Source organism: Mycobacterium marseillense (assembly GCF_010731675.1).
Lineage (GTDB): Bacteria > Actinomycetota > Actinomycetes > Mycobacteriales > Mycobacteriaceae > Mycobacterium > Mycobacterium marseillense.
Map to the genome: position 1 here is coordinate 5,370,986 of NZ_AP022584.1, position 24,174 is coordinate 5,395,159.

Genomic DNA, 24,174 nt, shown 5'->3' on the forward strand with positions numbered 1-24,174 from the left:
TGACACCCTGATGCCCGGCCCCGCCGATTTCGGTGTCGATAGTTTCACCGTGCCGGCCGTCCTGGATCGACGCGCCGAGCAGCATCCCGACCGGGTGATGATGTCGATCGCCGGGGTGGACGTGACCTTCGAGCAGTTGCGGCGGCGGTCCCGGGCGGCGGCAAACATGCTGTCCGGCTTGGGTGTCGGCCGTGGCGACTGCGTGGCGTTGTTCACCGCCACCTGCCCGGAATGGGTCTACTTCTGGCTGGGGGCCGCGCGTATCGGCGCGGTCAGCGCGGCCGTCAATGCCGCGACCAAGGGCGACTTTCTGCTGCACACGCTCCGCCTGTCACACGCCAAGGTGATCCTCACCGATGCCGAGCGGCGGCCCCGCGTCGACGACGTCGCGGACGGACTGGATGCGTCGACCGACGTTGTGGTGCTCGATGATTCGGTCACCCGGGCGTTGAGCAGCACGCCGGTTCACCCGGTGGGCGACAGCCCCGGAGGCGAGGCGGACGTGGGGGTGCTGTTCTACACCTCGGGCACGACGGGACCCTCGAAAGCGGTCGCCACGACGTGGCATTACCTGTTCTCGGTGGCCGCGACCGCCGCCGCGGCGTGGGAGTTCGGCGCGGGGGAGGTGCTGTGGACGGCGATGCCGCTCTTCCATCTGAGTGCGGCGCCCAGCGTGCTGGCGCCGATGCTGGTCGGCGGAACCACCGTGTTGGCCAAGGCCTTTCACCCCGCGAAGGTGTGGGATGAGATACGCGCCCACGGCGCGGTCGGTTTCGCCGGCGCCGGCGCGATGGTCTCGATGCTGCAAAACCTGCCCGCGGATACCCGGGACGCGCAGCTGCCGCTGCGGTTCATCTCCGCCGCGCCCATCGACGCGACCTCCTACCGCGACATCGAAAAGCGTTACGACTGCCGCATCGTGACGATGTACGGATTGACCGAGGCATTCCCGATCGCCCTCAAGGCCGTGGCCGACGAGGGCGTGCCCGGGACCTCGGGCCGGCCCAACCCCGATTTCGACGTACGCATCATCGACGAGCGCGGTGTTCCGCTGCCGCCCGGCGCCGTCGGGGAGATCGCGTGCCGCCCCAAACGGGGCCACGTGATGAGCGAAGGCTATGTGGGCCAGGGGGGCAGGGTGGACCCGCACCCGGAGTGGTTTCGCACCGGTGATCTGGGGCGCCTCGATGTCGACCAGAACCTGACCTATGTGGATCGCGTCAAAGATTCGTTGCGCCGGCGCGGCGAGAACGTCTCCTCGGTCGAAGTGGAGACCGTCGTCATGCGCCACCCCGCCGTGGCCGAAGCCGCGGCCGTCGGAGTTCCCAGCGAGCTGGGCGAAGACGACATCCTGGTGGTGGTGACGTTGCGTCCCGGGGCCACGCTGGAGTGCGCCGAGTTGCTCGACTTCTGCGCGGCCCGGATGCCGTACTTCTGCGTGCCGCGGTACGTGGAGGCGGTGGATGAACTGCCGAAGAACGTCATTGGACGCATCCGCAAAGACGTCCTGCGCAAAACGGGTGTGAATCCGGGCGCATGGGATCGTGAGAAAGAGGGGTATATCGTTGCCCGATAACGTTGCCCGTCACTGTGAGAGAGGCTGCGAAGCACAATGACTATGACCTATCAGGAACAGCAGCTGCTCCACGCCGCCACGGGCCGAGCTGCCATCCTCAACCTGGACGCCCGGCACAATCGCGCCTATTCGGACGGTGACCGCGACCGCTGGATCGCCACCTTCCGCCACTCCGGCGCCAGCTATGCCCGTGACGGTGAGGCGTTCACCGATCTGCGCGCGGCCTTCGACGGCGGCGACGGGCAGCGGTTGATCACGCTCGACCACGAGATCACCGTCGACGGGGTCAACGCCGACCAACATTGTGTCGCCGTGCTTTTCGCCACGATGTTCGAGGACACCACGCTGCGGGCCACCGGGATCTTCCGCGACACACTGGTTTACGAGCGCGGCGGCTGGTACTTCACCTCCCGCACATTGCAGTGGGATTCGGTCCCGAGCCGGCATCCGCTCGTCATGTGAGCGGCATCGATTCGTGGACCAGGATTTCAGTCAGCGGCTGGCCTTCGGCACCTACGAGGATGCGTTGCAGATGGTCGGTGCGAAAAGCGAACCCCGCACCGCGGCCACGGCGGTCAGCGCCGCGCGCATCCAGTTGTTCGCCGCGATGGTCCGGGACGGCAATCGGTCCTATTGGGATCCCGAGTTCGCGCACCTGCACTGGGGAGGTCTGCTCGCGCCGCCCGCTCTGCTGATGGGGTGGTTGATCGCACCGCCCTGGCAGCCCGGCGGGAGGCGCTCCGATTCATTGATCGCCCTGCGGGTGCCGCTGCCGGGCACCACATTCATCAACGCCGCCAACGAGGTTGAGTTCCCCCAGCCGATCATCGAGGGCGACGTGCTGACCGTCGTCGACGAGCTGGTGTCGGTGTCGCCGGAAAAGCGGACCAGGCTCGGGGTCGGTCATTTCGTCGAGACGCTGGAGACCTATCGCCGCCAGGACGGCACCGTGGTCGCCACCTCCCGTAACACGTTGTTCCGCTTCACCCCCGGCGGCTCCTCGTGACCGGCGACGGCCTGGACTTCGAGCGGATCACCATTCCGGCCGAGCTGCCCGAGGTGGTTGACCACATCAGCTACCAGCGCGTGGTGGAGAACACCGGGGCGACGTGGGACTACTTCCCCGGTCATTTCGACCCGGATTACGCCCGAGCTCAAGGCAATCCGACGATCTACGTCAACACGATGCACCTCGCCGGCTTCGCCGACCGGGTCGCGACCGAGTGGGCGGGACCGCGCAGCCGCGTGGTGCGCCGCTCCATGCGGCTGACCGGGTCGGTGTACGCAGGCGACACCATGACCGGCCGCGGACTGGCGCTGGCCAAACGGCGGGACACCTCGGTGGACCCGCCGCGCTGCCTGGTCGACATCGAAATCCAGGTCACCAATCAGCATGGCGCGCTGTGCTGTCCGGTCGAGCTGACGTTGCAGGTGCCCGACGGCGCGCATCGCGGCGATGGATGAGGGAGCTGAGCTGCACCTCGCGGTGTGCCGCCGGTTCGGTGAGGCGGTTGCCGCGGCGGACGGCAACTGGGACCGTCCGTCCCCGTGCGAAGCCTGGGATGCCCGGGGAGTGCTCGAGCACGTCATCGGATTTCATGACGTACTCCTGTTGCGTCCCTTGGGACTCAAGCCCGACCGGCCGCGCGAAGATCCACACGCCCGATGGCAATTGACGTACCGCTCGCTGAAGGACGCCCTCGCCTCAGGCGGCGTGACCCAGCTCGATGCGTACAGGCTGATGCCGAATCTGACCCGCGATGTCTTGGTGCATACGTGGGACCTGGCGCGCGCGGTGCGGGCCGACGACACTTTGGACACGGAGTGGTGTGAACTGTTTTGCGCCGGCTTACCCGGGGATCATCAGACGTCGGCGGGAATGTTCAAGGCTCCGCTAGTCGTACCCGGCGAAAGCGGTGCGCAGGCAAGGCTTCTCGCGCGCCTCGGCCGCGACCCCTCATGGCGACCGAGGTCTTCATAGCTTTGTTACGCCGGCCACGCAGGCACCAGGAGAGCCGGGCATGTCGTGGTGGCGAACTTGATAGCGCATGTGATATCGCGTTGAAAATCGCTGTTCAAGCCCCGCGGGGGCGCACGTGACTGATGTGACTACGCGGTGATCGTGCGCATCTGAGCCCTCATAGGGGCGGCAGCTGTCCTTTGCTTATCAGCGTCTGCAGCTCGACATACTCGTGCAGGCCCTCGGGGCCGAACTCGCGCCCGATGCCGGATTGCTTGAATCCGCCGAACGGAGCGCCGATGTCGAGGGTGTACATGTTGATGCCGTAGGTCCCCGTGCGCACGGCGGCGGCGACCTCCAGGCCGTGCCCGATGTCGGATGTCCACACCGAGCCGGCCAGACCGTAGTCGGTCTCGTTGGCGATGCGGATCGCGTCGTCCTCGTCGCGGTAGCGCAGCACCGTCAGCACCGGCCCGAAAATCTCCTCCCGGGCGATGCGCATGTCGTTGGTGGCGTCGGCGAACAGCGTCGGCTGCACGTACCAGCCGCGGTCGGACGGGCTCTGGTCGCCACCCAGGACGATGCGGGCGCCTTCGCTGCGGCCGGACTGGATGTAGTCCTGGACGCGGTGCTGTTGTCGTTGGGCGACAAGCGGTCCGATGTCGGTCGCCTCGTCGGCGGGGTCACCGACATTGAGCGCTGACATCATGCCCGCCAGGGCGTCGACGACCTCGTCGTGCTTGCGGTCGCTGACCAGGATGCGGGTCTGGGCGACGCAGGCCTGACCGTTGTTCATCAGGCCGGCGCTCTTCAACCCGGCCACCGTCTTGTCGATGTCGGCGTCGTCGAGGATGATCGCCGCCGACTTGCCGCCCAACTCCAGGCTCACGCGTTTCAACTGTTCCCCACACAGGGCGGCGATCCGGCGCCCGACGGCGCTCGAGCCGGTGAACGCGATCTTGTCCACCCCCGGGTGGCGTACCAGCGCCTCGCCGACGTCGGTGCCCCCCGGCAGGACGGAGACCACGCCTTCGGGCAGGTCCAGCTGCTCGATCATCTCGGCCAACCACAAAGCGTCCAAAGGCGTTTCGGGCGCGGGCTTGACGATCACCGTGCAGCCCGCGATGAGGGCGGGGATCAGCTTGGGCATGATCAGAAACTGGGGCACGTTCCAGGGCACGATCGCCCCGACCACCCCGACCGGGGCCCGGCGCAGATGCACCTCGCCGAGCACCCCCTGGCGGCGTTCGGTCCACGGAAAGTCGCGGGCGGCGGCCAGCGAGAGGTGGATGAGCGATGCGGCGGCCGCCCCCTGACCCATCCGGCTGAAACTGCGCGGAGATCCCATCTCGTCGGTGATCAGGTCGGCCATGTCGTCGCTGTGGCGGGCGTAGATCGCGGCGAGCTGTTCGACTTTGGCCATTCGATCGGCGTGGCTCATCCGTGGCCACGGCCCGTGGTCGAAGGCGCGCCGCGCGGCGGCGACAGCGGCGTCGACGTCCTCCGGGCCGGCCGCCTGGACGTGACCGACCGGCTCCTCGGAGTGCGGCGAGATCACGTCGAGCTGTTGGGGATTGGCGGGCTTGCGCCACTGCCCTCCGATGAACACTTCGTCGTAAGAACGATGGTCGGAATTCTTCGTCATCGGGGTGCCTCCTCGAGGCAGCGGTGGGTGCAGTCAAGACCGTGACCGTAATTCGCTATTGACGCTAACATAGCGAAGAAAGCGCGAGGCGGGAAGCCGCGGGCGGATCATCAGCGACGATGTCGAGGCGAGGCGCGATATGACGAGCGACTGGTGCAGTTACCCATTTCAGTTGGTGCCCGGTGACGGCCAGCTCGAATTTCCCGCCGCCGAAGGCGAACACCCCGACCAGGAGTCGGACACCTGGTTCATCGCGGGTCAGCTGGACGCCGCCGAAACCGACCGCTCCTTTGCCTTCCTGACCATCTTCAACAAGAACCGGCCCGGCGGGACGATCGTCGCCGACTTCTACACGATGGCGCTCTTCGACCTCGACACCGGCGATTACGGCACCTACACGGATTACGATATGCCGCCGGCCAACCTCGAACCGGGGGCGATGCGCAAGCTGGAACTGGCCACGGGCCACCTCGACATCAGCTACGCCAGCGGTGCGGGCACCGCGTCCTGGACCACGTGCCGTAACGGCGACGGAGGTTTACTGCCCTACACCTACCGCGTCAGCCTGGTGGGGGAGGACCATACCGGCCGGCGCATGCGGTTGGACCTGGCCGTAACCCCTACGCGCGCACCGACTCCGGTGGGCGCATCGACCTACAACGGCAAGATCGTCTGCTTCGGCCAAGACGACACCTACTCCTACTTCCAGACCGGTATGGCGATGACCGGTACCTTGCGCTGGGGCGAGGAGATCCACCAGGTCTCCGGCAGCAGTGGCCACGTCGATCGGCAGTGGTTCCCGAAATACGCCGGCGGCGGGGGATCCGCGGGAGATCCGCGGGCCAGGTCGCACGAATGGCGCACGATCAATTTCGACAACGGCGTCGACCTGAGCATCTGGCGACAGTTCGACCGCACGAACGACAATGTCCTGCAGCCCTTCACCGGTGTCACCGCGAGCTACCCCGATCCCGCCACGTCGCCGCAATGCGCCGAAGACATCGAGGTGACGATCAGCAGCTACGTGCGGTGGCCGGAGACGATGCGACCCCTGGTGCGACCGCTCGCCCCCGCCCGCTACATGCCCGATCGCCACCGGATCACTTGTCCCACACTGGGACTCGACATTGTCGGCGAGCCGGTTGTCGCGGCGCCCGCACATGGCCTGCCGATCGAATACATGGAAGGCCCCTACCGCTACCGCGGGACGCTGGGCGGTCAGCCGGTGACCGCGTTCGCCTTCAACGAGCGGTCCCTCGCGTTGTATCGGGATTGGGAGCTGGTCGAGGTGCTCACCACCACCGTCACGAACACCGAACCGTCCGACCCAGACCTGCGGACCACCGTGGATCGGCTGGGCCCATTGGTGGCCGCCGGGCGCCGGCGCGACGCGGTTGAACTTCTCGCAGCGGTACGCCCTGGCCAAACCGGTGTGCTGGCAACGCTACTGGACGACCTGGTCGCGGTGCTGTCGGTGGACGACTCAGCGCGCTGAGCCCGCCAGCGCCTCGGTCCACGTGATGTGGCGGTGCTGCAATCCCGGCTCGTTGCGACCGAACACCAGATGGTCGCGGACGCCTGACTCGAGGTTGGCCTGCAGTCCCTGCACCAGGCGGTAGTCCTCGTCACGCACGGTGGCGTGTGCGTATTCGAAGACGGCCTGAGCGCCGGCGGCGACGGATTCGTCGGACAGATCCTGCGGTGTGGCGTTCTGGTGGACGGTGATCGACCTGCCGGGCTGAGCACCCGGGTAGACGCGAAACAGTTCGCCGTTGGCGATCGTCACCGACAGCACGATGTTGGGGAACAGCGCGTAGATCACCACCATGTTGTGGAACGGATTCCACTGTTCCTCGGGCAGCTCGTCGAGATCCAGGATGGTGTTGAGCGGAAAGATCAGCCGGTGGTGCGGGCCGAAGGAATCGAACACCGTGCAGTTGCTGCGCGCGATGGTGGCGAACGTCTGCTGATGGACGGTGGCGAAATGGTAGTTCTCGGCGAAGGTGTCGATGGCCAATTTCCAGTTGATCGGGGTGTCGAGCACCTTCTCGCCCAACGGCGACCAGCGCCCGATACCCCAGGAATCGAGTTCGTCGGCGAGCGGTCCCAAGTGCGCGGCCACGTCCAGCGTCGTACCGGGATCCAGTGAGACCCAGAGGAATCCGGCGAATTCTGTGGCCGGGAGTTCGGCTAGGCCGTCGGAGCGCAGTGTTACGTCCGGGAAACCCTCACGGCCCGGCAATCCCACCAACCGCCCGGTGTTGTCGTATGTCCACGCGTGGTAGGGACAGGTGAACCGCTTGGCGGTGCCGCATCCCGTGACCACCTGCGACTGCCGATGCAGGCACACGTTGTCGAACGCCTTCACCGATCCGTCGGAGGTTCGGGTCAACAGGATCGACCGTCCCATCACCGTCTTGGTGCAATACGCCCCCGGGGCGGGAAGTTCGGACACGTAGCCGACCAATTGCGGGCTGGCCAGCAGCATGTCCCGGTCGAGGTCGTGGCGTTCGGGACTGGTGTAGTCCCGCGCGTCGACCCGGTGCTCACTCGGTGCGAGGTCGGTTGTCTTGTCGCGCGCCAACTTCAGGGCGCGGCGGGTCAGGTCAATGAGCTGGTCGCGTTCCATCTGAACTCCGGTTGCAGTTGCGCTCGCGGTAACTCTGCTAACTTTATAGTGATAATAAATTAAGGTCCACGCGCTAGCGAGAACCGATGTAGGCAAGCAACTGCGGGTGCTGCTGCGCGATCGCGCGCAGCCGCAGATCGCTGTCGAGACCGTGCAGGTAGTCGGCGGTGCCCGGGTCCGCGGGAAAGAACGACTCGATGATGAGGCTTTCCACGGAGATGTCGAGCGGACTGCCAAAGGTTGCGATGGTGCTGACGAATCGGAGCTCGGCGTCGTCCAGCGTGAGCATCCGAAACGGCACGTATAGCTCGCCGGTCGCCTCGCCGCGGTCGGCTCCCGCGGGCGCCGGATAACTCGAGAGTTCCTCGTAAAGACGGCGGATGTCGGGTGCCGCGGTGCCCTGCGCGTGCCGGCGGACCCGGCCCAGGATGGCCGCGTGCACCTCGGCCCGGTTGAGCAATCGCTGCGCCAGTCCCCGCGGGTGCAGACACAATTTCATGACGTTGATCGGCGGGCGCAGCAGCTCCGGGTCGACCCCTTCGGCGAGCACGACGCACCCCACGTTCCCCGCTATCAGGTTCCAGCAGGCATCGGTGACGATGGCCGGGTACGGGGCGTGGCCGGCCAATACCGAGTCGACGGCCGCCTTTACCGGCCGCATGCTTTCGGCATCCAAGGTGTGCTCGCCGAACATGGGCGCGTAGCCGCCGTCGAGCAGCAGTCGGTTGCGCGCGGCCAGTGGGAGATCGAGGGACTCGCCGATGCGCAGCAACAGCGCACGGCTGGGGTTGGCTCTGCCGGTCTCGACAAAACTGAGATGGCGGGGCGAGACATCCACCCGATGGGCGAGTTCCATCTGGCTCAATCGCCGACGGGTGCGCCACTCGCGCACCGCCGTTCCCGCTATGTCCCCAGGCATCTTCGGAACCTAACGCCGTTGCGTAGACCTAAACCACTACCTGGAAGGTAATCGACGTACTTACCTGGGCGGCGAAGACTGCAATCATGACCATCACATCGAAACCAGCCTCACCGCCGCAGCCCGCGGGCCTGCGCCGCGCATTCGCCGCGGCCGCCGTCGGCCGGATCCTGTTGGGCGCCACCGCGTTTGCCTACCCGGCATCCCAGACCCGCATGAACGGGGTCCCAGACCACCTGCTGTCCACCGAGCTCAAGTACTTGATCCGCATTTTCGGTGCGCGCGCCCTGGCCCTGGGCGTGGGTTATCTCAGCAGTGACGAGCCCAACCGCCGGCGGTGGCAATACATCGGCCTGATGGTCGACACGCTGGACAACGTCAACGCCCTGATGGAGCTGAGACGTCTCCGGCGCGGCGATCCCAGGGTGCGCTCCCTGCTGAGCCTCATGGCGGTCACCGGCCCGTATGCGGTGTTGGGTGCCGCGGGCGCGCTGCAGCGCCGATGTGGCACTGTGACACACCTGTGACCAGTGTGATCAATGTGTCATATGGGGTTTGTGTCGTACCCTGTGGCTTGTGTCATCGGTTTCGCGGCGCGACCTGTTCAAATACGCGGTGGCGCCGGCCCTCGTGGGTCTGGGCGTTGCGGGTACGTCGTTGCGCGCCGCGCCGGCCTCGGCGTCACTAGGCACCCTGCTCGACTATGCGGCCGGGGTCATTCCGGCCAGCCAGATCCGGGCCGCGGGCGCCGTGGGATCGATCCGGTACGTCTCGGACCGGCGGCCCGGCGGCAAGTGGATGCTGGGCAAGCCGATCCAGGTCGCCGAGGCGCGCGACCTCCACAGCAACGGACTCAAGATCGTCTCCTGCTACCAGTACGGCAAGGGGAACACCGCGGACTGGCTCGGTGGCGCCAACGCCGGCCTGCAGCACGCGCAGCGCGGCATGCAGCTCCACGCCGCGGCCGGCGGCCCCGCCGCCGCGCCCATCTATGCGTCGATCGACGACGACCCCTCCTACGAGCAGTACAAGAGCCAGATAGCGCCGTACCTGCGGTCGTGGGAGTCCGTCATCGGTCATCAGCGCACAGGCGTGTACGCCAATTCGAAGACCATCGACTGGGCGCTGCACGACGGTTTGGGCTCCTACTTCTGGCAGCACAACTGGGGCTCACCCAAGGGATACGCGCATCCGGCCGCCAACTTGCACCAGGTTGAAATCGACAAACGCAGCGTCGGCGGGGTCGGCGTGGACATCAACGAGATCCTCAAACCCCAATTCGGGCAGTGGGCCTAGCGGCCCACTTCGCCGTCCCGCCTGACCGGGCGCCGGACTCTTAGAAAGCCCAGCAAACACTCGTTCGCTCATTTCCGGGCCGGGCGGACGCGCGTACTCGGCGGACGGTGTCGCTTAAGTCGCCCGGACGGCGCTGCACGACCCAAAATTTTTATGTAACGATTCGATAACAAAACTGCTTTGATCTGCGCAGTTATAGCTACTCGACCGTAACCACCTGCATGCAGCAGGTTTGTGAATCGCGTGCGCGCCGCCGGTCAAACCGCGTGTTACCCACGACACGGTTACCCATGCGTAGAACTCGCCAGTAACCGATCACCTCGCAAAACGGGGGTCGAATCTTATGACACTCTTAGTACAGCCGATGAAGTCCGTCGCACCGCCCAGCGCCATCCGGGCGGTCCGCCGACAACGCACCGGCCGCCGTTTCCCGGCTGTGATTCGACGCTGAACCACGCCGCATCGAGGAGCCCGGCGAGTGCCCACCCTCTGGTGGTGACCGCCCACACGAACCGATACGTAAAGACGCATACCAGGGGAGACAGAGAAGGTGACGATTCACGAGCATGACCGGGTGTCCGCCGAGCGCGACGGGCAGGGCCCGCAAGGGGGCAAGCACCAAGCCGACACCCATGCTCTTGTCGACCGCCTGACGGCCGGTGAGCCCTACGCCGTGGCCTTCGGTGGCCAGGGCAGCGCCTGGTTGGAGACGCTCGAAGAACTGGTTTCGTCGGCCGGCATCGAATCGGATCTGTCCGCACTGGTCGGTGAGGTGGAACTCCTCCTCGAGCCGGTGGCGAAAGAGCTGGTCGTGGTCCGTCCCATCGGCTTCGAGCCGCTGACGTGGGTCCGCGCGCTGGCCGCTGAGGACCCGATCCCCTCGAACAAGCACCTGACCTCGGCCGCGGTCTCGATCCCGGGCGTGCTGCTCACCCAGATCGCGGCCGTGCGCGCGCTGGCGCGCCAGGGCATGGATCTGAGCGCGACGCCGCCGGTGGCCGTCGCCGGGCATTCCCAGGGCGTGCTCGCCGTCGAGGCGCTCAAGGGCGGAAGCGCCCGTGACGTCGAGCTGCTGGCGTTGGCCCAGCTGATCGGTGCGGCCGGGACGCTGGTGGCTCGTCGGCGCGGAATCTCCGTGCTCGGCGACCGGCCGCCGATGGTGTCGGTCACCAACGCCGACCCCGAGCGCATCAGCCAGCTGCTCGACGAGTTCGCCCAGGACGTGCGGACCGTGCTGCCGCCCGTGCTGTCCATCCGCAACGGCCGCCGGTCGGTCGTCATCACCGGCACCCCCGAGCAGCTGTCCCGCTTCGAGCTGTATTGCCAGCAGATCTCGGAGAAGGAAGAGGCCGACCGGAAGAACAAGCTGCGCGGCGGCGACGTATTCTCGCCGGTGTTCGACCCGGTGCAGGTCGAGGTGGGCTTCCATACCCCCCGGCTGGCCGACGGCATCGACATCGTCGGCAACTGGGCCGAGAAGGTGGGCCTGGACGTGGCCCTGGCCCGCGAACTGACCGAATCCATTCTGGTGCGCCCGGTCGACTGGGTGCAGGAAATCACCCGCGTCAACGACGCCGGCGCCCGGTGGATCCTCGATCTGGGCCCCGGCGACATCCTGACCCGGCTGACCGCGCCGGTGATCCGCGGCCTGGGGGTGGGCATCGTGCCCGCCGCGACCCGCGGCGGCCAGCGCAACCTCTTCACCGTCGGCGCCGTCCCCGAGGTGGCGCGGGCGTGGTCGAGCTACGCCCCGACGCTGGTGCGCCTGCCCGACGGCCGGGTCAAGCTGTCGACGAAGTTCACCCGCCTGACCGGCCGCTCGCCGATCCTGCTCGCGGGCATGACCCCGACCACGGTCGACGCCAAGATCGTGGCCGCTGCCGCCAACGCCGGCCACTGGGCCGAGCTGGCCGGCGGCGGGCAGGTCACCGAGGAGATCTTCGCCGATCGGATCGAGGAGCTCTCCGGGCTGCTCGAGGACGGTCGCACCTACCAGTTCAACGCGCTATTCCTGGACCCCTACCTGTGGAAGCTGCAGGTCGGCGGCAAGCGGTTGGTGCAAAAGGCGCGCCAGTCCGGCGCGGCCATCGACGGTCTGGTCATCAGCGCCGGCATCCCCGAGCTGGAGGAAGCCGTCGAGCTGATCGAGGAGCTGGGCGACGTCGGCATCAGCCACGTCGTCTTCAAGCCCGGCACCGTCGAGCAGATCCGCTCGGTCATCCGCATCGCCACCGAGGTGTCCACCAAACCGGTGATCGCGCACATCGAGGGCGGCCGCGCCGGCGGCCACCACTCCTGGGAAGACCTCGACGACCTGCTGCTGGCGACCTACTCGGAACTGCGGTCGCGCTCCAACATCACCGTCTGCGTCGGCGGCGGTATCGGCACGCCCGAGCGGGCGGCCGACTACCTGTCCGGGCGCTGGGCGCAGGCCTACGGTTTCCCGCTGATGCCGATCGACGGCATCCTGGTCGGCACGGCGGCCATGGCGGCCAAGGAGGCCACCACCTCGCCGTCGGTCAAGCGGATGCTCGTCGAAACGCAGGGCACCGACCAGTGGATCGGCGCCGGAAAAGCCTCCGGTGGCATGGCATCCAGCCGCAGCCAGCTCGGTGCGGACATCCACGAGATCGACAACAGCGCGTCGCGCTGCGGACGGCTGCTCGACGAGGTCGCCGGTGACGCCGACGCCGTCGCCGAACGCCGCGACGAGATCATCGCGGCGATGGCCACCACCGCCAAGCCGTACTTCGGCGACGCCGGCGAGATGACCTACCTGCAGTGGCTGCGGCGCTACGTCGAGCTGGCCATCGGCGACGGCGACTCCACCGCCGACACCGCCGCCCCGGGCAGCCCCTGGCTGGCCGACACGTGGCGCGACCGGTTCCAGCAGATGCTGCAGCGAGCCGAAGCGCGTTTGCACCCACAGGATTTCGGCCCCATCGAGACGCTCTACAACGACGAGGGCCTGCTGGAGAACCCCGAGGCGGCGATCGATCTGCTGCTCGACCGCTACCCCGACGCCGAGACCGTCCAACTGCACCCGGCCGACGTGCCGTTCTTCGTCACCCTGTGCAAGATGGTGGGCAAGCCGGTCAACTTCGTGCCGGTCATCGACAAGGATGTGCGGCGCTGGTGGCGCAGTGACTCGCTGTGGCAGGCTCACGACGCCCGCTACGACGCCGACCAGGTGTGCATCATCCCGGGCACCGCGGCCGTCGCGGGGATCACCCGAATGGACGAACCCGTCGGCGAACTGCTGGACCGCTTCGAGCAGGCCGCCGTCGACGAGGCGCTGGCCGCAGGAATCGAGCCGACGGCCGTCACGTCGCGCCGCACCGGCCGCGCGGATGTATCCGGACCGCTGGCCGTGGTGCTGGACGCCCCCGACGTGCAGTGGGCCGGCCGCACCGCGATCAACCCCGTCCATCGGATCGCCGACCCCTCCGAGTGGCTGGTGCACGGAGACTCTGATGGACCCGAGAGCCGCCGCGCCACGCATTCGTCCACCGGCGCGCGCCTTCAGGTCGAGGACGACCGGGTTGTGCTGAGCGTCCCGGTGTCGGGGGTCTGGGTCGAGATCCCATTCACCTTGCCGCCCAACACCGTTGACGGCGCGACGCCCGTGGTCTCCACCGACGACGCCGCCACGGCCATGCGTGCGGTGCTGGCGATCGCCGCCGGCGTCGACGGACCGGAATTCATGCCCCCGGTCACCGATGGGACAGCCACCGTCACGGTGGACTGGGACCCCGAGCGCGTCGCCGACCACACGGGGGTCACGGCCACCTTCGGGGAACCGTTGGCGCCCAGCCTCACCACCGTGCCCGACGCGCTGGTCGGCCCGTGCTGGCCCGCGGTCTTTTCCGCGATCGGCTCGGCGGTCACCGACGCCGGCGTCCCGGTCGTGGAGGGCCTGCTGAGCCTGGTGCATCTCGACCACGCCGCGCACATGGTTGGCGAGCTGCCGAAGGACCCGGCCCAATTGACCATCACCGCAACGGCTTTGGCGGCCGACGACACCGATATGGGGCGTGTCGTTCCCGTCACGGTCACCATCGCCGGCGCCGACGGTGAGGCGATCGCGACCCTCGACGAGCGCTTTGCGATCCTCGGGCGCACCGGCGCGGCCGAGCTGACCGACCCGGTGCGTGCCGGCGGCGCGGTCTCCGAAAACGCCACCGACACTCCGCGTCGGCGCCGCCGTGACGTCACGATCACCGCGCCCGTCGACATGCGCCCGTTCGCGGTGGTGTCCGGCGATCACAACCCCATCCACACCGACCGGGCCGCCGCCCTGCTGGCCGGCCTGGAATCGCCCATCGTGCACGGCATGTGGCTGTCGGCCGCTGCCCAGCACGCGGTGACCGCCACCGACGGTCAGGCCCGCCCGCCGGCGCGGCTGATCGGCTGGACCGCCCGCTTCCTGGGCATGGTGCGTCCCGGCGACGAGGTCTCCTTCCGCGTCGACCGCGTCGGGATCGACCAGGGTGCAGAGGTTTTGGAAGTCGCAGCCCGCATCGGATCGGATCTGGTGATGTCGGCGACCGCGCGCCTGGCCTCCCCGCACACCGTCTATGCGTTCCCCGGCCAGGGTATTCAGCACAAGGGCATGGGCATGGACGTCCGGGCCCGGTCCAAGGCCGCCCGCAAGGTGTGGGACAAGGCGGACAAGTTCACCCGCGACACGCTGGGCTTCTCGGTGCTGCACGTGGTGCGCGACAACCCGACAAGCATCATCGCCAGCGGTGTGCCCTACAACCACCCCGAGGGCGTGCTGTACCTGACGCAGTTCACCCAGGTCGCGATGGCCACCGTGGCGGCGGCGCAGGTCGCCGAGATGCGCGAGCAGGGCGCCTTCGTCGAAGACGCGATCGCCTGCGGGCACTCCGTCGGCGAGTACACCGCGCTGGCCTGCGTGACGGGCATCTACGAGCTGGAAGCGTTGCTGGAGACGGTGTTCCACCGCGGATCGAAGATGCACGACATCGTGCCCCGCGACGAGCTGGGCCGGTCCAACTACCGGCTGGCGGCGATTCGGCCGTCGCAGATCGACCTCCCGGATGACGAGGTCCCGGGGTTCGTTGCCGATATTGCGGCGAATACAGGTGAGTTCCTTGAGATCGTCAACTTCAACCTGCGCGGGTCGCAGTATGCGATCGCCGGCACCGTCCGCGGACTCGAGGCGCTGGAAGCCGAGGTGGAGCGGCGTCGCGAGATCACCGGCGGCAAGCGCTCGTTCATCCTGGTGCCGGGCATCGACGTGCCCTTCCACTCGCGGGTGCTGCGGGTGGGTGTCGCGGAGTTCCGGCGCTCGCTCGACCGGGTCATGCCGCGCGACAAGGATCCCGACGTCATCATCGGGCGCTACATCCCCAACCTGGTGCCCCGCCCGTTCACCCTGGACCGCGACTTCATCCAGGAGATCCGCGACCTGGTGCCGGCCGAGCCGCTCGACCCGATCCTCGCCGACTACGACACCTGGCTTGCCGAGCGTCGCATCGAGATGGCGCGCACCGTCTTGATCGAGCTGCTGGCCTGGCAGTTCGCCAGCCCGGTGCGCTGGATCGAGACCCAGGATCTGCTGTTCACCGAGGAGGCCGCCGGCGGTCTGGGTGTGGAGCGGTTCGTCGAGATCGGTGTGAAGTCCGCGCCGACGGTGGCGGGGCTGGCGACCAATACGCTCAAGCTGCCCGAATATGCCCACAGCACAGTCGAAGTGCTCAACGCCGAGCGCGACGCCGCGGTGCTGTTCGCGACCGACACCGATCCCGAGCCGGAGCCCGAGGTTGAAGAACCGGTCGAAGCGCCGGAGGCATCCGGCGCGCCGGTGGAGGCCGCCCCGGCCGCCCCCGCGCCGGCAGCCGCCCCGTCAGGCCCGCGCCCCGACGACATCGGATTCGACGCGGCCGACGCGACGTTGGCGTTGATCGCGCTGTCGGCCAAGATGCGCATCGACCAGATCGAGGAGCTGGATTCCATCGAATCCATCACCGACGGCGCGTCGTCGCGACGCAACCAGCTGCTGGTGGACCTGGGTTCGGAGTTGAACCTCGGCGCCATCGACGGCGCCGCCGAAGCCGACCTGGCCGGCTTGCGCGCCCAGGTGACCAAGCTGGCACGCACCTACAAGCCTTACGGCCCAGTGCTTTCCGACGCGATCAACGACCAGCTGCGCACGGTGCTGGGGCCGTCGGGCAAGCGGCCCGCCGCCATCGCCGACCGGGTCAAGAAGACCTGGGAGCTGGGCGAGGGTTGGGCCAAACACGTCACGGTCGAGGTCGCGCTGGGCACCCGCGAGGGCACCAGTGTTCGTGGCGGTGCCATGGGGCACCTGCACGAGGGCGCCTTGGCCGACGCCGCCGCCGTCGACAAAGCCATCGATGCCGCCGTCGCTTCCGTCGCCGCGCGCCGCGGCATCGCGGTGGCGCTGCCGTCTTCGGGTGGCGGCAGCGGAGGTGCCACCATCGACGCGGCCGCGTTGGGCGAATTCACCGCCCAGATCACCGGCCGCGACGGCGTGCTGGCATCGGCGGCCCGCCTGGTGCTGAACCAGCTGGGCCTCGACGACCCGGTCAGCGCCTCGCCCGCGGCCACCGACGCCGAGCTCATCGATCTGGTGACGACCGAACTCGGCGCGGACTGGCCACGTCTGGTCGCGCCGGTGTTCGAGCCGAAGAAGGCCGTGCTGTTCGACGACCGCTGGGCCAGCGCCCGCGAAGACCTGGTCAAGCTGTGGCTGACCGACGAGGGCGACATCGACGCCCGGTGGGTGAGCCTGTCCGAAAGGTTCGAGGGCGCAGGCCATGTCGTGGCCACCCAGGCCACCTGGTGGCAGGGCAAGTCCCTGTCCGCGGGCCGCCAGATCCACGCATCGCTGTTCGGCCGGATCGCGGCCGGCGCCGAGAATCCGGACCCAGGCCCCTACGCAAACGAGGTCGCCGTGGTGACGGGTGCCTCCAAGGGCTCGATCGCGGCATCGGTGGTCGCGCGGCTGCTCGACGGCGGCGCCACCGTCATCGCGACGACGTCGAAGCTCGACGACGAGCGGCTGGCGTTCTACCGCGGCCTGTATCGCGACCACGCTCGTTACGGCGCCGCACTGTGGGTGGTCGCGGCCAACATGGCGTCTTACTCCGACATCGACGCCCTGGTCGAGTGGGTCGGCACCGAGCAGACCGAAAGCCTTGGGCCGCAGTCGATTCACATCAAGGATGCGCAGACCCCGACGTTGCTGTTCCCGTTCGCCGCACCGCGCGTCGTCGGTGACCTGTCGGAGGCCGGCTCCCGCTCCGAGATGGAGATGAAGGTGCTGCTGTGGGCCGTGCAGCGGTTGATCGGCGGGCTGTCGAAGATCGGCGCCGAGCGTGACATCGCGTCGCGGCTGCACGTCGTGCTGCCCGGCTCGCCTAACCGTGGAATGTTCGGCGGTGACGGCGCCTACGGTGAAGCCAAGTCGGCGCTGGACGCGTTGGTGAGCCGTTGGCACGCCGAATCCTCCTGGGCGACAAGGGTCAGCCTGGCGCACGCGCTGATCGGCTGGACCCGCGGCACCGGGCTGATGGGCCACAACGACGCCATCGTCGACGCGGTCGAGGAGGCCGGTGTCACCACCTACTCGACCGACGAGATGGCGGCAATGCTGTTGGCGCTGTGCGACATCGAGTCGAAGGTGGCGGCCGCCGGTGCGCCGATCAAGGCCGACCTGACCGGTGGGCTCGGTGAGGCCAACCTCGACATGGCCGAGCTGGCCGCCAAGGCCCGCGAGCAATCCGCCTCGGCTGAGGACGACGACCCCGACGCGCTCGAGGCCGAGGGCAGCATCGCCGCGCTGCCGTCGCCGCCGCGCGGCTTCAGCCCGGCACCGGCCCCCGACTGGGCCGATCTCGACGTCGACCTGAACGACCTGGTGGTGATCGTCGGCGGCGCCGAGCTCGGGCCGTACGGTTCGTCGCGGACCCGCTTCGAGATGGAGGTGGCCGGGGAGCTGTCGGCGGCCGGAGTGCTCGAGCTGGCCTGGACCACCGGACTGGTCAAGTGGGAAGACGATCCCCAACCCGGTTGGTACGACACCGAATCCGGCGACCTGGTCGACGAATCGGAGCTGGTCGACCGCTACCACGACGCCGTGGTCGAGCGGTGCGGTATCCGCGAATTCGTCGACGACGGTGCGATCGATCCCGATCACGCCTCACCGCTGCTCGTCAGCGTGTTCCTCGACAAGGACTTCTCGTTCGTGGTGTCCAGCGAGGCCGACGCGCGTGCGTTCGTCGAGTTCGATCCCGAGCACACCGTGGCCCGGCCGGTGCCGGACTCCAGCGACTGGGAGGTGATCCGCAAGGCGGGCACCGAGATCCGGGTTCCGCGGAAGACCAAGCTGTCCCGGACCGTCGGCGCGCAGATCCCCACCGGGTTCGATCCGACGGTGTGGGGCATCACCCCGGACATGGCCAATTCCATTGACCGGGTGGCGCTGTGGAACATCGTGGCGACCGTGGATGCGTTCCTGTCCTCGGGCTTCACCCCGACCGAGCTCCTGCGCTGGGTGCACCCGAGCCTGGTGGCCTCCACGCAGGGCACCGGCATGGGCGGCATGACATCGATGCAGACCATGTATCACGGCAACCTGCTGGGCCGGGCCAAGCCGAACGACATCCTGCAGGAGGTGCTGCCGAATGTTGTTGCGGCCCATGTCATGCAGTCCTATGTCGGCGGCTACGGCGCGATGGTGCATCCGGTCGCGGCCTGTGCGACGGTCGCTGTGTCGGTCGAGGAGGGCGTGGACAAGATCCGGCTCGGCAAGGCCGAATTCGTGGTCGCCGGCGGGTTCGACGACCTGACCCTGGAGGCCATCATCGGCTTCGGTGACATGGCGGCCACCGCCGACACCGAGATGATGCGGGCCAAGGGCATCAGCGATGCGAAGTTCTCGCGCGCCAACGACCGGCGTCGCCTCGGGTTCCTGGAAGCCCAGGGCGGCGGCACCATCCTGCTGGCCAATGGTGCGCTGGCGGCCAAGATGGGCCTGCCGGTGCTGGCCGTGGTCGGCTACGCGCAGAGCTTCGCCGACGGTATGCACACCTCGATCCCGGCGCCCGGTCTCGGTGGCCTCGGCGCCGGCCGCGGTGGCAGGGACTCGCAGCTGGCCCGCTCGCTGGCCAAGCTGGGTGTGGGGGCCGACGACATCGCGGTCGTGTCCAAGCACGACACCTCGACGCTGGCCAACGACCCCAACGAGACCGAGCTGCACGAGCGGCTGGCCGACTCGATGGGCCGATCGCCCGGCAACCCGCTGTTCGTGGTGAGCCAGAAGACCCTCACCGGTCACAGCAAGGGCGGCGCGGCGGCGTTCCAGCTGATGGGCCTGTGCCAGATGCTGCGTGACGGCGTCATCCCGCCCAACCGCAGCCTGGATTGCGTCGACGACGAGCTGGCCACCGCCGGTCACTTCGTCTGGGTGCGTGAGCCTTTGGACCTGCGCGGCAAGTTCCCGCTCAAGGCCGGCCTGGTGACCAGCCTCGGCTTCGGACACGTGTCGGGCCTGATCGCGCTGGTGCACCCGGAGGCGTTCATCGCCGCGCTGGACCCGGCCGATCGGGACGGCTACCGCCAGCGGGCCGAGCAGCGCATGCTGGCCGGTCAGCGCCGGTTGGCGTCCGCGATCGCCGGTGGGCGTCCGATGTACGAGAAGCCGGCCGACCGGCGGTTCAACCACGACGAGCCGGAGAAGCGTCAGGAGGCGGCGATGTTGCTCAACGCCGACGCCCGCCTCGGCGAAGACGATCTTTACGTCGGCTAGGGTCGGTGCGTGGCGATCGTCGGAGTAGGCATCGATCTCGTCTCCATTCCTGATTTCGCCGAGCAGGTCGACCAGCCGGGAACTGTCTTCGCCGAGACCTTCACCCCGGGTGAGCGTCGCGACGCCTCGGACAAGAGTTCGTCGGCGGCGCGTCACCTGGCAGCCCGCTGGGCGGCCAAGGAGGCGGTGATCAAGGCCTGGTCGGGGTCTCGGTTCGCGCAGCGGCCCGTGCTGCCCGAGGACATCCACCGCGACATCGAGGTGGTCACCGACATGTGGGGGCGGCCCCGGGTGCGGTTGAGCGGCGACATCGCCAAACACCTGGCCGACGTGATCATCCACGTGTCGCTGACGCACGAGGCGGACACCGCCGCCGCGGTGGCGATCCTGGAGACTCTTTGACCGCGAGCACATCGCCCACCGCGACGCCAGCGTGACGTTCGGTGTGAGGCGATTAGCCTCGATCCCATGAGCGATCTCGTTGAGCGCGTCCGCGCGGTGCTGCCGTCGGTGCGGCGCGACCTGGAAGACCTGGTGCGCATCGAATCGGTGTGGGCCGATCCCGGCCGTCGTCCCGAGGTGCACCGCAGCGCCCAGACCGTCGCGGATCTGTTGTCGCAGGCCGGTTTCGGCGACGTGCAGATCGTCAGCGAAGGGGGAGCGCCCGCGGTCATCGCGCGCCACCCCGCGCCCCCCGGCGCGCCGACCGTGCTGCTGTATGCCCACCACGACGTGCAGCCCGAGGGCGACCGCGCCCAGTGGGCGTCGCCGCCGTTCGAGCCCACCGAACGTGACGGGCGGCTCTACGGGCGCGGCAGTGCCGACGACAAGGCCGGTATCGCAACACATTTGGCGGCCTTTCGCGCGCACGGCGGCATGCCGCCCGTCGGCGTGACGGTGTTCGTCGAGGGCGAAGAGGAATCCGGTTCGCCCTCGCTCGCCGCAGTGCTTGCGGCACACCGCGACACGCTGTCCGCCGACGTGATCGTCATCGCCGACTCGGACAACTGGAGTGCCGACACCCCCGCGCTGACCGTGTCGCTGCGCGGACTGGTCGATTGCGTGGTCGAGGTCGCCACCCTCGACCACGGGCTGCACTCCGGCCTGTGGGGCGGGGCGGTGCCCGACGCGCTCACCGCGCTGGTGCGCCTGCTGGCCAGCCTGCACGACGACGACGGCAACGTGGCCGTGGCCAGCCTGCACGAAACCGACATCGCCGCGCTGAACTACCCCGACTACCCGCCCGAGCGGGCCCGCACCGACTCCGGTCTGCTCGACGGCGTGTCCGAGATCGGCTCGGGCTCCGTGCCGCAGCGGCTGTGGGCCAAGCCCGCCATCACGGTGATCGGCATCGACACCACCCCCATCGACAAGGCGTCGAACACGCTGATCCCGCGGGCGCGGGCCAAGGTCAGCATGCGCGTGGCCCCCGGCGGGGACGCCGCCGCGCATCTGGACGCCCTGACCGCCCACCTGCGGAGCCACGCCCCCTGGGGCGCGCACGTCAGCGTCACTCGCGGCGACATCGGCGAGCCCTACGCCATCGAGGCCAGTGGCGACGTCTACGACGCGGCCCGCGCGGCGTTCCGGCGGGCGTGGGACGCCGAGCCCATCGACATGGGCATGGGTGGCTCGATCCCGTTCATCGCCGAATTCGCCGCCGCCTTTCCGCAGGCGAAAATCCTGGTCACCGGCGTGGAGGACCCGGGGACCCAGGCACACAGCATCAACGAGAGCCTGCACCTGGGGGTGCTCGAGCGCGCGGCCATCGGCGAGGCGCTGCTGCTGGCCAACCTGGGCTAGCGGTCGGGCGTCAGCACCACGACGGGAATCGGGCGCGACGTCTGCTCCTGGTACCTGGCGTACTGGCCCTTGTTGACCTTGTTGACGATCTTCCATAGCCGATCGTATTCGGTGTCGCCAGGCAGGACGGGACGCGCTGTGGCGCCGAAACGCCGTGGGCCGACGTTGATTTCCACCGCGGGGCGCGCCTTCACGTTGTGGTACCAGCCTGGCGAGCGCGCGGCGCCGCCGTTGGACGCGGTCACCAGGTAGTCCTCGCCGTCGCGGCCATAGGCCAGCGCGGCCGTGCGTGGCGCGCCTGTTTTCGCGCCAACCGTGTGCAGCAACAGGCTGGGAATCCACATCATCCGGTGCCCGATCCAGCCGTGAGTTCCCCGATACACGCGATCGTGGAACCGGATGAACCCGGCGAGCGCTTTCTCGGCGAGGGAACTCATGGCGGTCAGTATCGCCTAGTGGACAAGATCTCTGCCAGATGAGCCGACAAGCCGCCAGAATGCTTAACGAGACCGGCAGTCTCGCTGCATACTGCTTCTATACGCAGCCACTCGTCCGCAGGAGAGGCCACTGTGAGTACGGAAAGCGTCAGCAAGACCCACCGTTACCACTTCGATCGCCACACCCCCGAGTACCGCGAGCGGTTCACCGCGATCACCGAGGAGATGCACGCCAGGTGCCCGCTGGCGTGGACCGACACCTATGACGGGCACTGGGTGGCCGCGGGCAACCGGGAGGTCTTCGAGCTCGCCCGCTGCCCGCACGTGTCCAACGATCACGACGTCACTGGCGAGGGCACCGGCTACAAGGGCATCACCATTCCCACGCTGCCGCAGGCCACCGGCGTCCGCGGCGGCATGCTCGAGATGGATGAACCCGAGCACTCCGCCTACCGCGGCGTCCTCAACCCCTACATGTCGCCGGCGGCCATCAAGCGCTGGAAGCCCTTTGTCGACGAGATCGTGCGGGCGAGCATCGACGAGAAGATCGAAGACGGGCGGATCGACTTCGTCGACGATCTCGCGAACGTCGTGCCCGCCGTCCTGACACTGGCCATGATGGGCGTTCCGCTGAAGAAGTGGCAACTGTATTGCGAGCCGGCCCACGCCAACGTCTACACCCCCGTCGATTCCCCGGACGCCCCAAGGGTTTTGGAGCAGACGATGGCGATGGGGGCGGACCTGTTCAACCACCTCCTCGAGATCCGGGAGAACCCGCGCCCCGGCATTGTGGACGCGTTGGCGAGGCTGAAGATCGACGGCGAACCCGCGCCCGACGCCGAACTGCTCGGAATGCTGGGCCTGATCATCGGCGGAGGTTTCGACACGACGACGGCGCTGACGGCGCATGCACTCGAATGGCTGGGCGAAAATCCCGAGCAGCGCGAGCTGCTGAGGCGGGAGTCGGACACGCTGCTGGATTCGGCGACCGAAGAATTCCTGCGTTACTTCACGCCCGCTCCCGGCGACGGACGCACGATCGCCGCCGATCTCGAAATCGCGGGCACACGGTTCAAGGAGGGCGATCGCCTGTGGTTGTCCTGGGCGATGGCCAACCGCGATCCCGCGGTGTTCCCCGATCCGCATCGACTCGACCTGAACCGAAAGAACAACCGGCACTTCAGCTTTGGGCTCGGCGTCCACCGCTGCATCGGCTCCAATGTCGCGCGGATCGTGTTCAAGTCGATGCTCACGGCGGTGCTCGAGCGGATGCCCGACTACCGCTGCGACCCCGACGGCACCGTGCACTATCCGACGATCGGCGTAATCCAGGGCATGCAGCACCTTCCGGCGACGTTCACCCCCGGCCGGCGGCTTGGCCCGGGAATCGACGAGACGCTGGAGAAGCTGCAGCGGGTGTGCGACGAGCAGGGGGTCGCGCGGCCGATCACCGAGTACACGGAGGCCGCCGTCATCGGCGACTGACTAGACCGGAGAGTGTCGACCCGCTGCGCCCGGCTTCGCCGCGCTTGCGATCGCCACTAGACCGGATGGTGGCGACCCGCTGCGCCCGGCTTCGCCGCGCTTGCGATCGCCACTACACGGACAGGTCGCGGCGCAGCTTGGCGACGTGTCCGGTCGCCTTGACGTTGTACTGCGCGACGGCGATCTTGCCCTTCTCGTCGACCACGAACGTGGAGCGGATGACGCCCGTGACGGTCTTGCCGTACATCTGCTTTTCGCCGTAGGCGCCGTACGCCGTCAAGACCTTGCGGTCGGGGTCGGACAGCAGCGGGAACGTCAGCCCCTCGGCATCACGGAATTTGGCGAGCTTCTCGGGCTTGTCGGGGGAGATGCCGACGACGTCGAGGCCGGCGCCGTTGAGCTCGGCCAGGTTGTCGCGAAAGTCGCACGCCTGCTTGGTGCATCCCGGTGTCGAGGCGGCCGGATAGAAGTAGACGACGACCCGGCGACCCTTATAGTCGGCCAGCGACACCTTGTTGCCGTCGGCGTCGGGCAGGCTGAAGGAGGGCGCTTTGTCGCCCGGTGCAAGCCGCGTGGTCTCGGTCAAGGTGGGTCCCTTTCTGTTCACCGGAGCGTCGGGGTTACC

General features: G+C 68.1%; 17 protein-coding genes. 12 read left to right on the forward strand and 5 right to left on the reverse strand.

Translation table 11 applies throughout. The features are described from left to right. The first annotated feature begins 10 nt into the window (after positions 1-10). From G6N26_RS25090 to G6N26_RS25110, 5 genes are read left to right on the forward strand one after another with little or no spacing between them, the layout of a single operon-like run. Complete coding sequence (locus tag G6N26_RS25090) at positions 11-1,576, forward strand: AMP-binding protein (protein ID WP_083015371.1); 1,566 nt, start codon at positions 11-13, stop codon at positions 1,574-1,576. Positions 1,577-1,612: 36 nt separating this feature from the next. Beyond that, positions 1,613-2,038 (forward strand): nuclear transport factor 2 family protein, encoded by a 426-nt coding sequence (locus G6N26_RS25095; RefSeq protein ID WP_083015374.1) that lies wholly within the window; start codon positions 1,613-1,615, stop codon positions 2,036-2,038. A 13-nt stretch (positions 2,039-2,051) separates the two neighbouring features. Then, entirely contained in the window at positions 2,052-2,582 is a 531-nt protein-coding gene (locus G6N26_RS25100) for an FAS1-like dehydratase domain-containing protein (RefSeq protein ID WP_083015377.1), read from the forward strand. Then, positions 2,579-3,040 (forward strand): MaoC/PaaZ C-terminal domain-containing protein, encoded by a 462-nt coding sequence (locus tag G6N26_RS25105; protein WP_083015381.1) that lies wholly within the window; start codon positions 2,579-2,581, stop codon positions 3,038-3,040. Before G6N26_RS25100 ends, G6N26_RS25105 begins: the two co-directional genes overlap by 4 nt. Beyond that, positions 3,033-3,557 (forward strand): maleylpyruvate isomerase N-terminal domain-containing protein, encoded by a 525-nt coding sequence (locus G6N26_RS25110; RefSeq protein ID WP_083015385.1) that lies wholly within the window; start codon positions 3,033-3,035, stop codon positions 3,555-3,557. Before G6N26_RS25105 ends, G6N26_RS25110 begins: the two co-directional genes overlap by 8 nt. 157 nt (positions 3,558-3,714) lie before the next feature. On the opposite strand, the gene G6N26_RS25115 is transcribed toward G6N26_RS25110, so the two are convergent. After that, positions 3,715-5,181, reverse strand: coding sequence for an aldehyde dehydrogenase (locus tag G6N26_RS25115; RefSeq protein ID WP_083015390.1), 1,467 nt, complete (start codon positions 5,179-5,181; stop codon positions 3,715-3,717). A gap of 139 nt (positions 5,182-5,320) precedes the next feature. Between G6N26_RS25115 and G6N26_RS25120 the strand changes: the two genes are divergently transcribed. After that, on the forward strand, positions 5,321-6,676 hold the full coding sequence (locus G6N26_RS25120; RefSeq protein ID WP_083015393.1) for a lipocalin-like domain-containing protein: 1,356 nt from the start codon (positions 5,321-5,323) through the stop codon (positions 6,674-6,676). Here the strand turns inward: G6N26_RS25120 and G6N26_RS25125 are convergent. Beyond that, positions 6,665-7,810, reverse strand: coding sequence for an aromatic ring-hydroxylating oxygenase subunit alpha (locus tag G6N26_RS25125; protein ID WP_067171041.1), 1,146 nt, complete (start codon positions 7,808-7,810; stop codon positions 6,665-6,667). The genes G6N26_RS25120 and G6N26_RS25125 overlap by 12 nt on opposite strands. Positions 7,811-7,883: 73 nt before the next feature. Further along, the gene (locus G6N26_RS25130) at positions 7,884-8,729 is read right to left on the reverse strand and encodes a helix-turn-helix transcriptional regulator (protein WP_083015396.1); all 846 of its coding nucleotides are present in this window, start codon (positions 8,727-8,729) and stop codon (positions 7,884-7,886) included. Positions 8,730-8,815: 86 nt separating this feature from the next. Between G6N26_RS25130 and G6N26_RS25135 the strand changes: the two genes are divergently transcribed. The 5 genes from G6N26_RS25135 to G6N26_RS25160 all read left to right on the forward strand — a co-directional run bounded on the left by G6N26_RS25135 (position 8,816) and on the right by G6N26_RS25160 (position 21,627). Next, positions 8,816-9,256 carry a hypothetical protein gene (locus G6N26_RS25135; protein WP_067171046.1) on the forward strand — a complete coding sequence of 147 codons (441 nt, stop codon included), beginning with the start codon at positions 8,816-8,818 and terminating at the stop codon, positions 9,254-9,256. A 49-nt stretch (positions 9,257-9,305) separates the two neighbouring features. Next, positions 9,306-10,025, forward strand: a complete 720-nt coding sequence (locus tag G6N26_RS25140) for a DUF1906 domain-containing protein (protein WP_067171049.1) — start codon at positions 9,306-9,308, stop codon at positions 10,023-10,025. 550 nt (positions 10,026-10,575) lie between these two features. Continuing rightward, on the forward strand, positions 10,576-19,824 hold the full coding sequence (locus G6N26_RS25150; protein ID WP_083015399.1) for a type I polyketide synthase: 9,249 nt from the start codon (positions 10,576-10,578) through the stop codon (positions 19,822-19,824). 9 nt (positions 19,825-19,833) lie between these two features. Then, the gene (gene acpS, locus G6N26_RS25155; RefSeq protein WP_067171053.1) at positions 19,834-20,226 is read left to right on the forward strand and encodes a holo-ACP synthase AcpS; all 393 of its coding nucleotides are present in this window, start codon (positions 19,834-19,836) and stop codon (positions 20,224-20,226) included. 66 nt (positions 20,227-20,292) lie between these two features. Next, positions 20,293-21,627, forward strand: a complete 1,335-nt coding sequence (locus G6N26_RS25160) for a dipeptidase (protein ID WP_083015402.1) — start codon at positions 20,293-20,295, stop codon at positions 21,625-21,627. Here G6N26_RS25160 and G6N26_RS25165 read toward each other — a convergent pair. Beyond that, positions 21,624-22,064: a nitroreductase family deazaflavin-dependent oxidoreductase gene (locus G6N26_RS25165; RefSeq protein ID WP_067171058.1), complete on the reverse strand. Its 441-nt coding sequence runs from the start codon at positions 22,062-22,064 to the stop codon at positions 21,624-21,626. The genes G6N26_RS25160 and G6N26_RS25165 overlap by 4 nt on opposite strands. Before the next feature lie 132 nt (positions 22,065-22,196). Here G6N26_RS25165 and G6N26_RS25170 point away from each other — a divergent pair, with 132 nt between their 5' ends. Beyond that, positions 22,197-23,549: a cytochrome P450 gene (locus tag G6N26_RS25170; RefSeq protein WP_083015406.1), complete on the forward strand. Its 1,353-nt coding sequence runs from the start codon at positions 22,197-22,199 to the stop codon at positions 23,547-23,549. A gap of 112 nt (positions 23,550-23,661) precedes the next feature. Here G6N26_RS25170 and bcp read toward each other — a convergent pair whose 3' ends face one another. Next, the gene (gene bcp / locus G6N26_RS25180; protein ID WP_083015409.1) at positions 23,662-24,135 is read right to left on the reverse strand and encodes a thioredoxin-dependent thiol peroxidase; all 474 of its coding nucleotides are present in this window, start codon (positions 24,133-24,135) and stop codon (positions 23,662-23,664) included. Between the last annotated feature and the right edge of the window lie 39 nt (positions 24,136-24,174).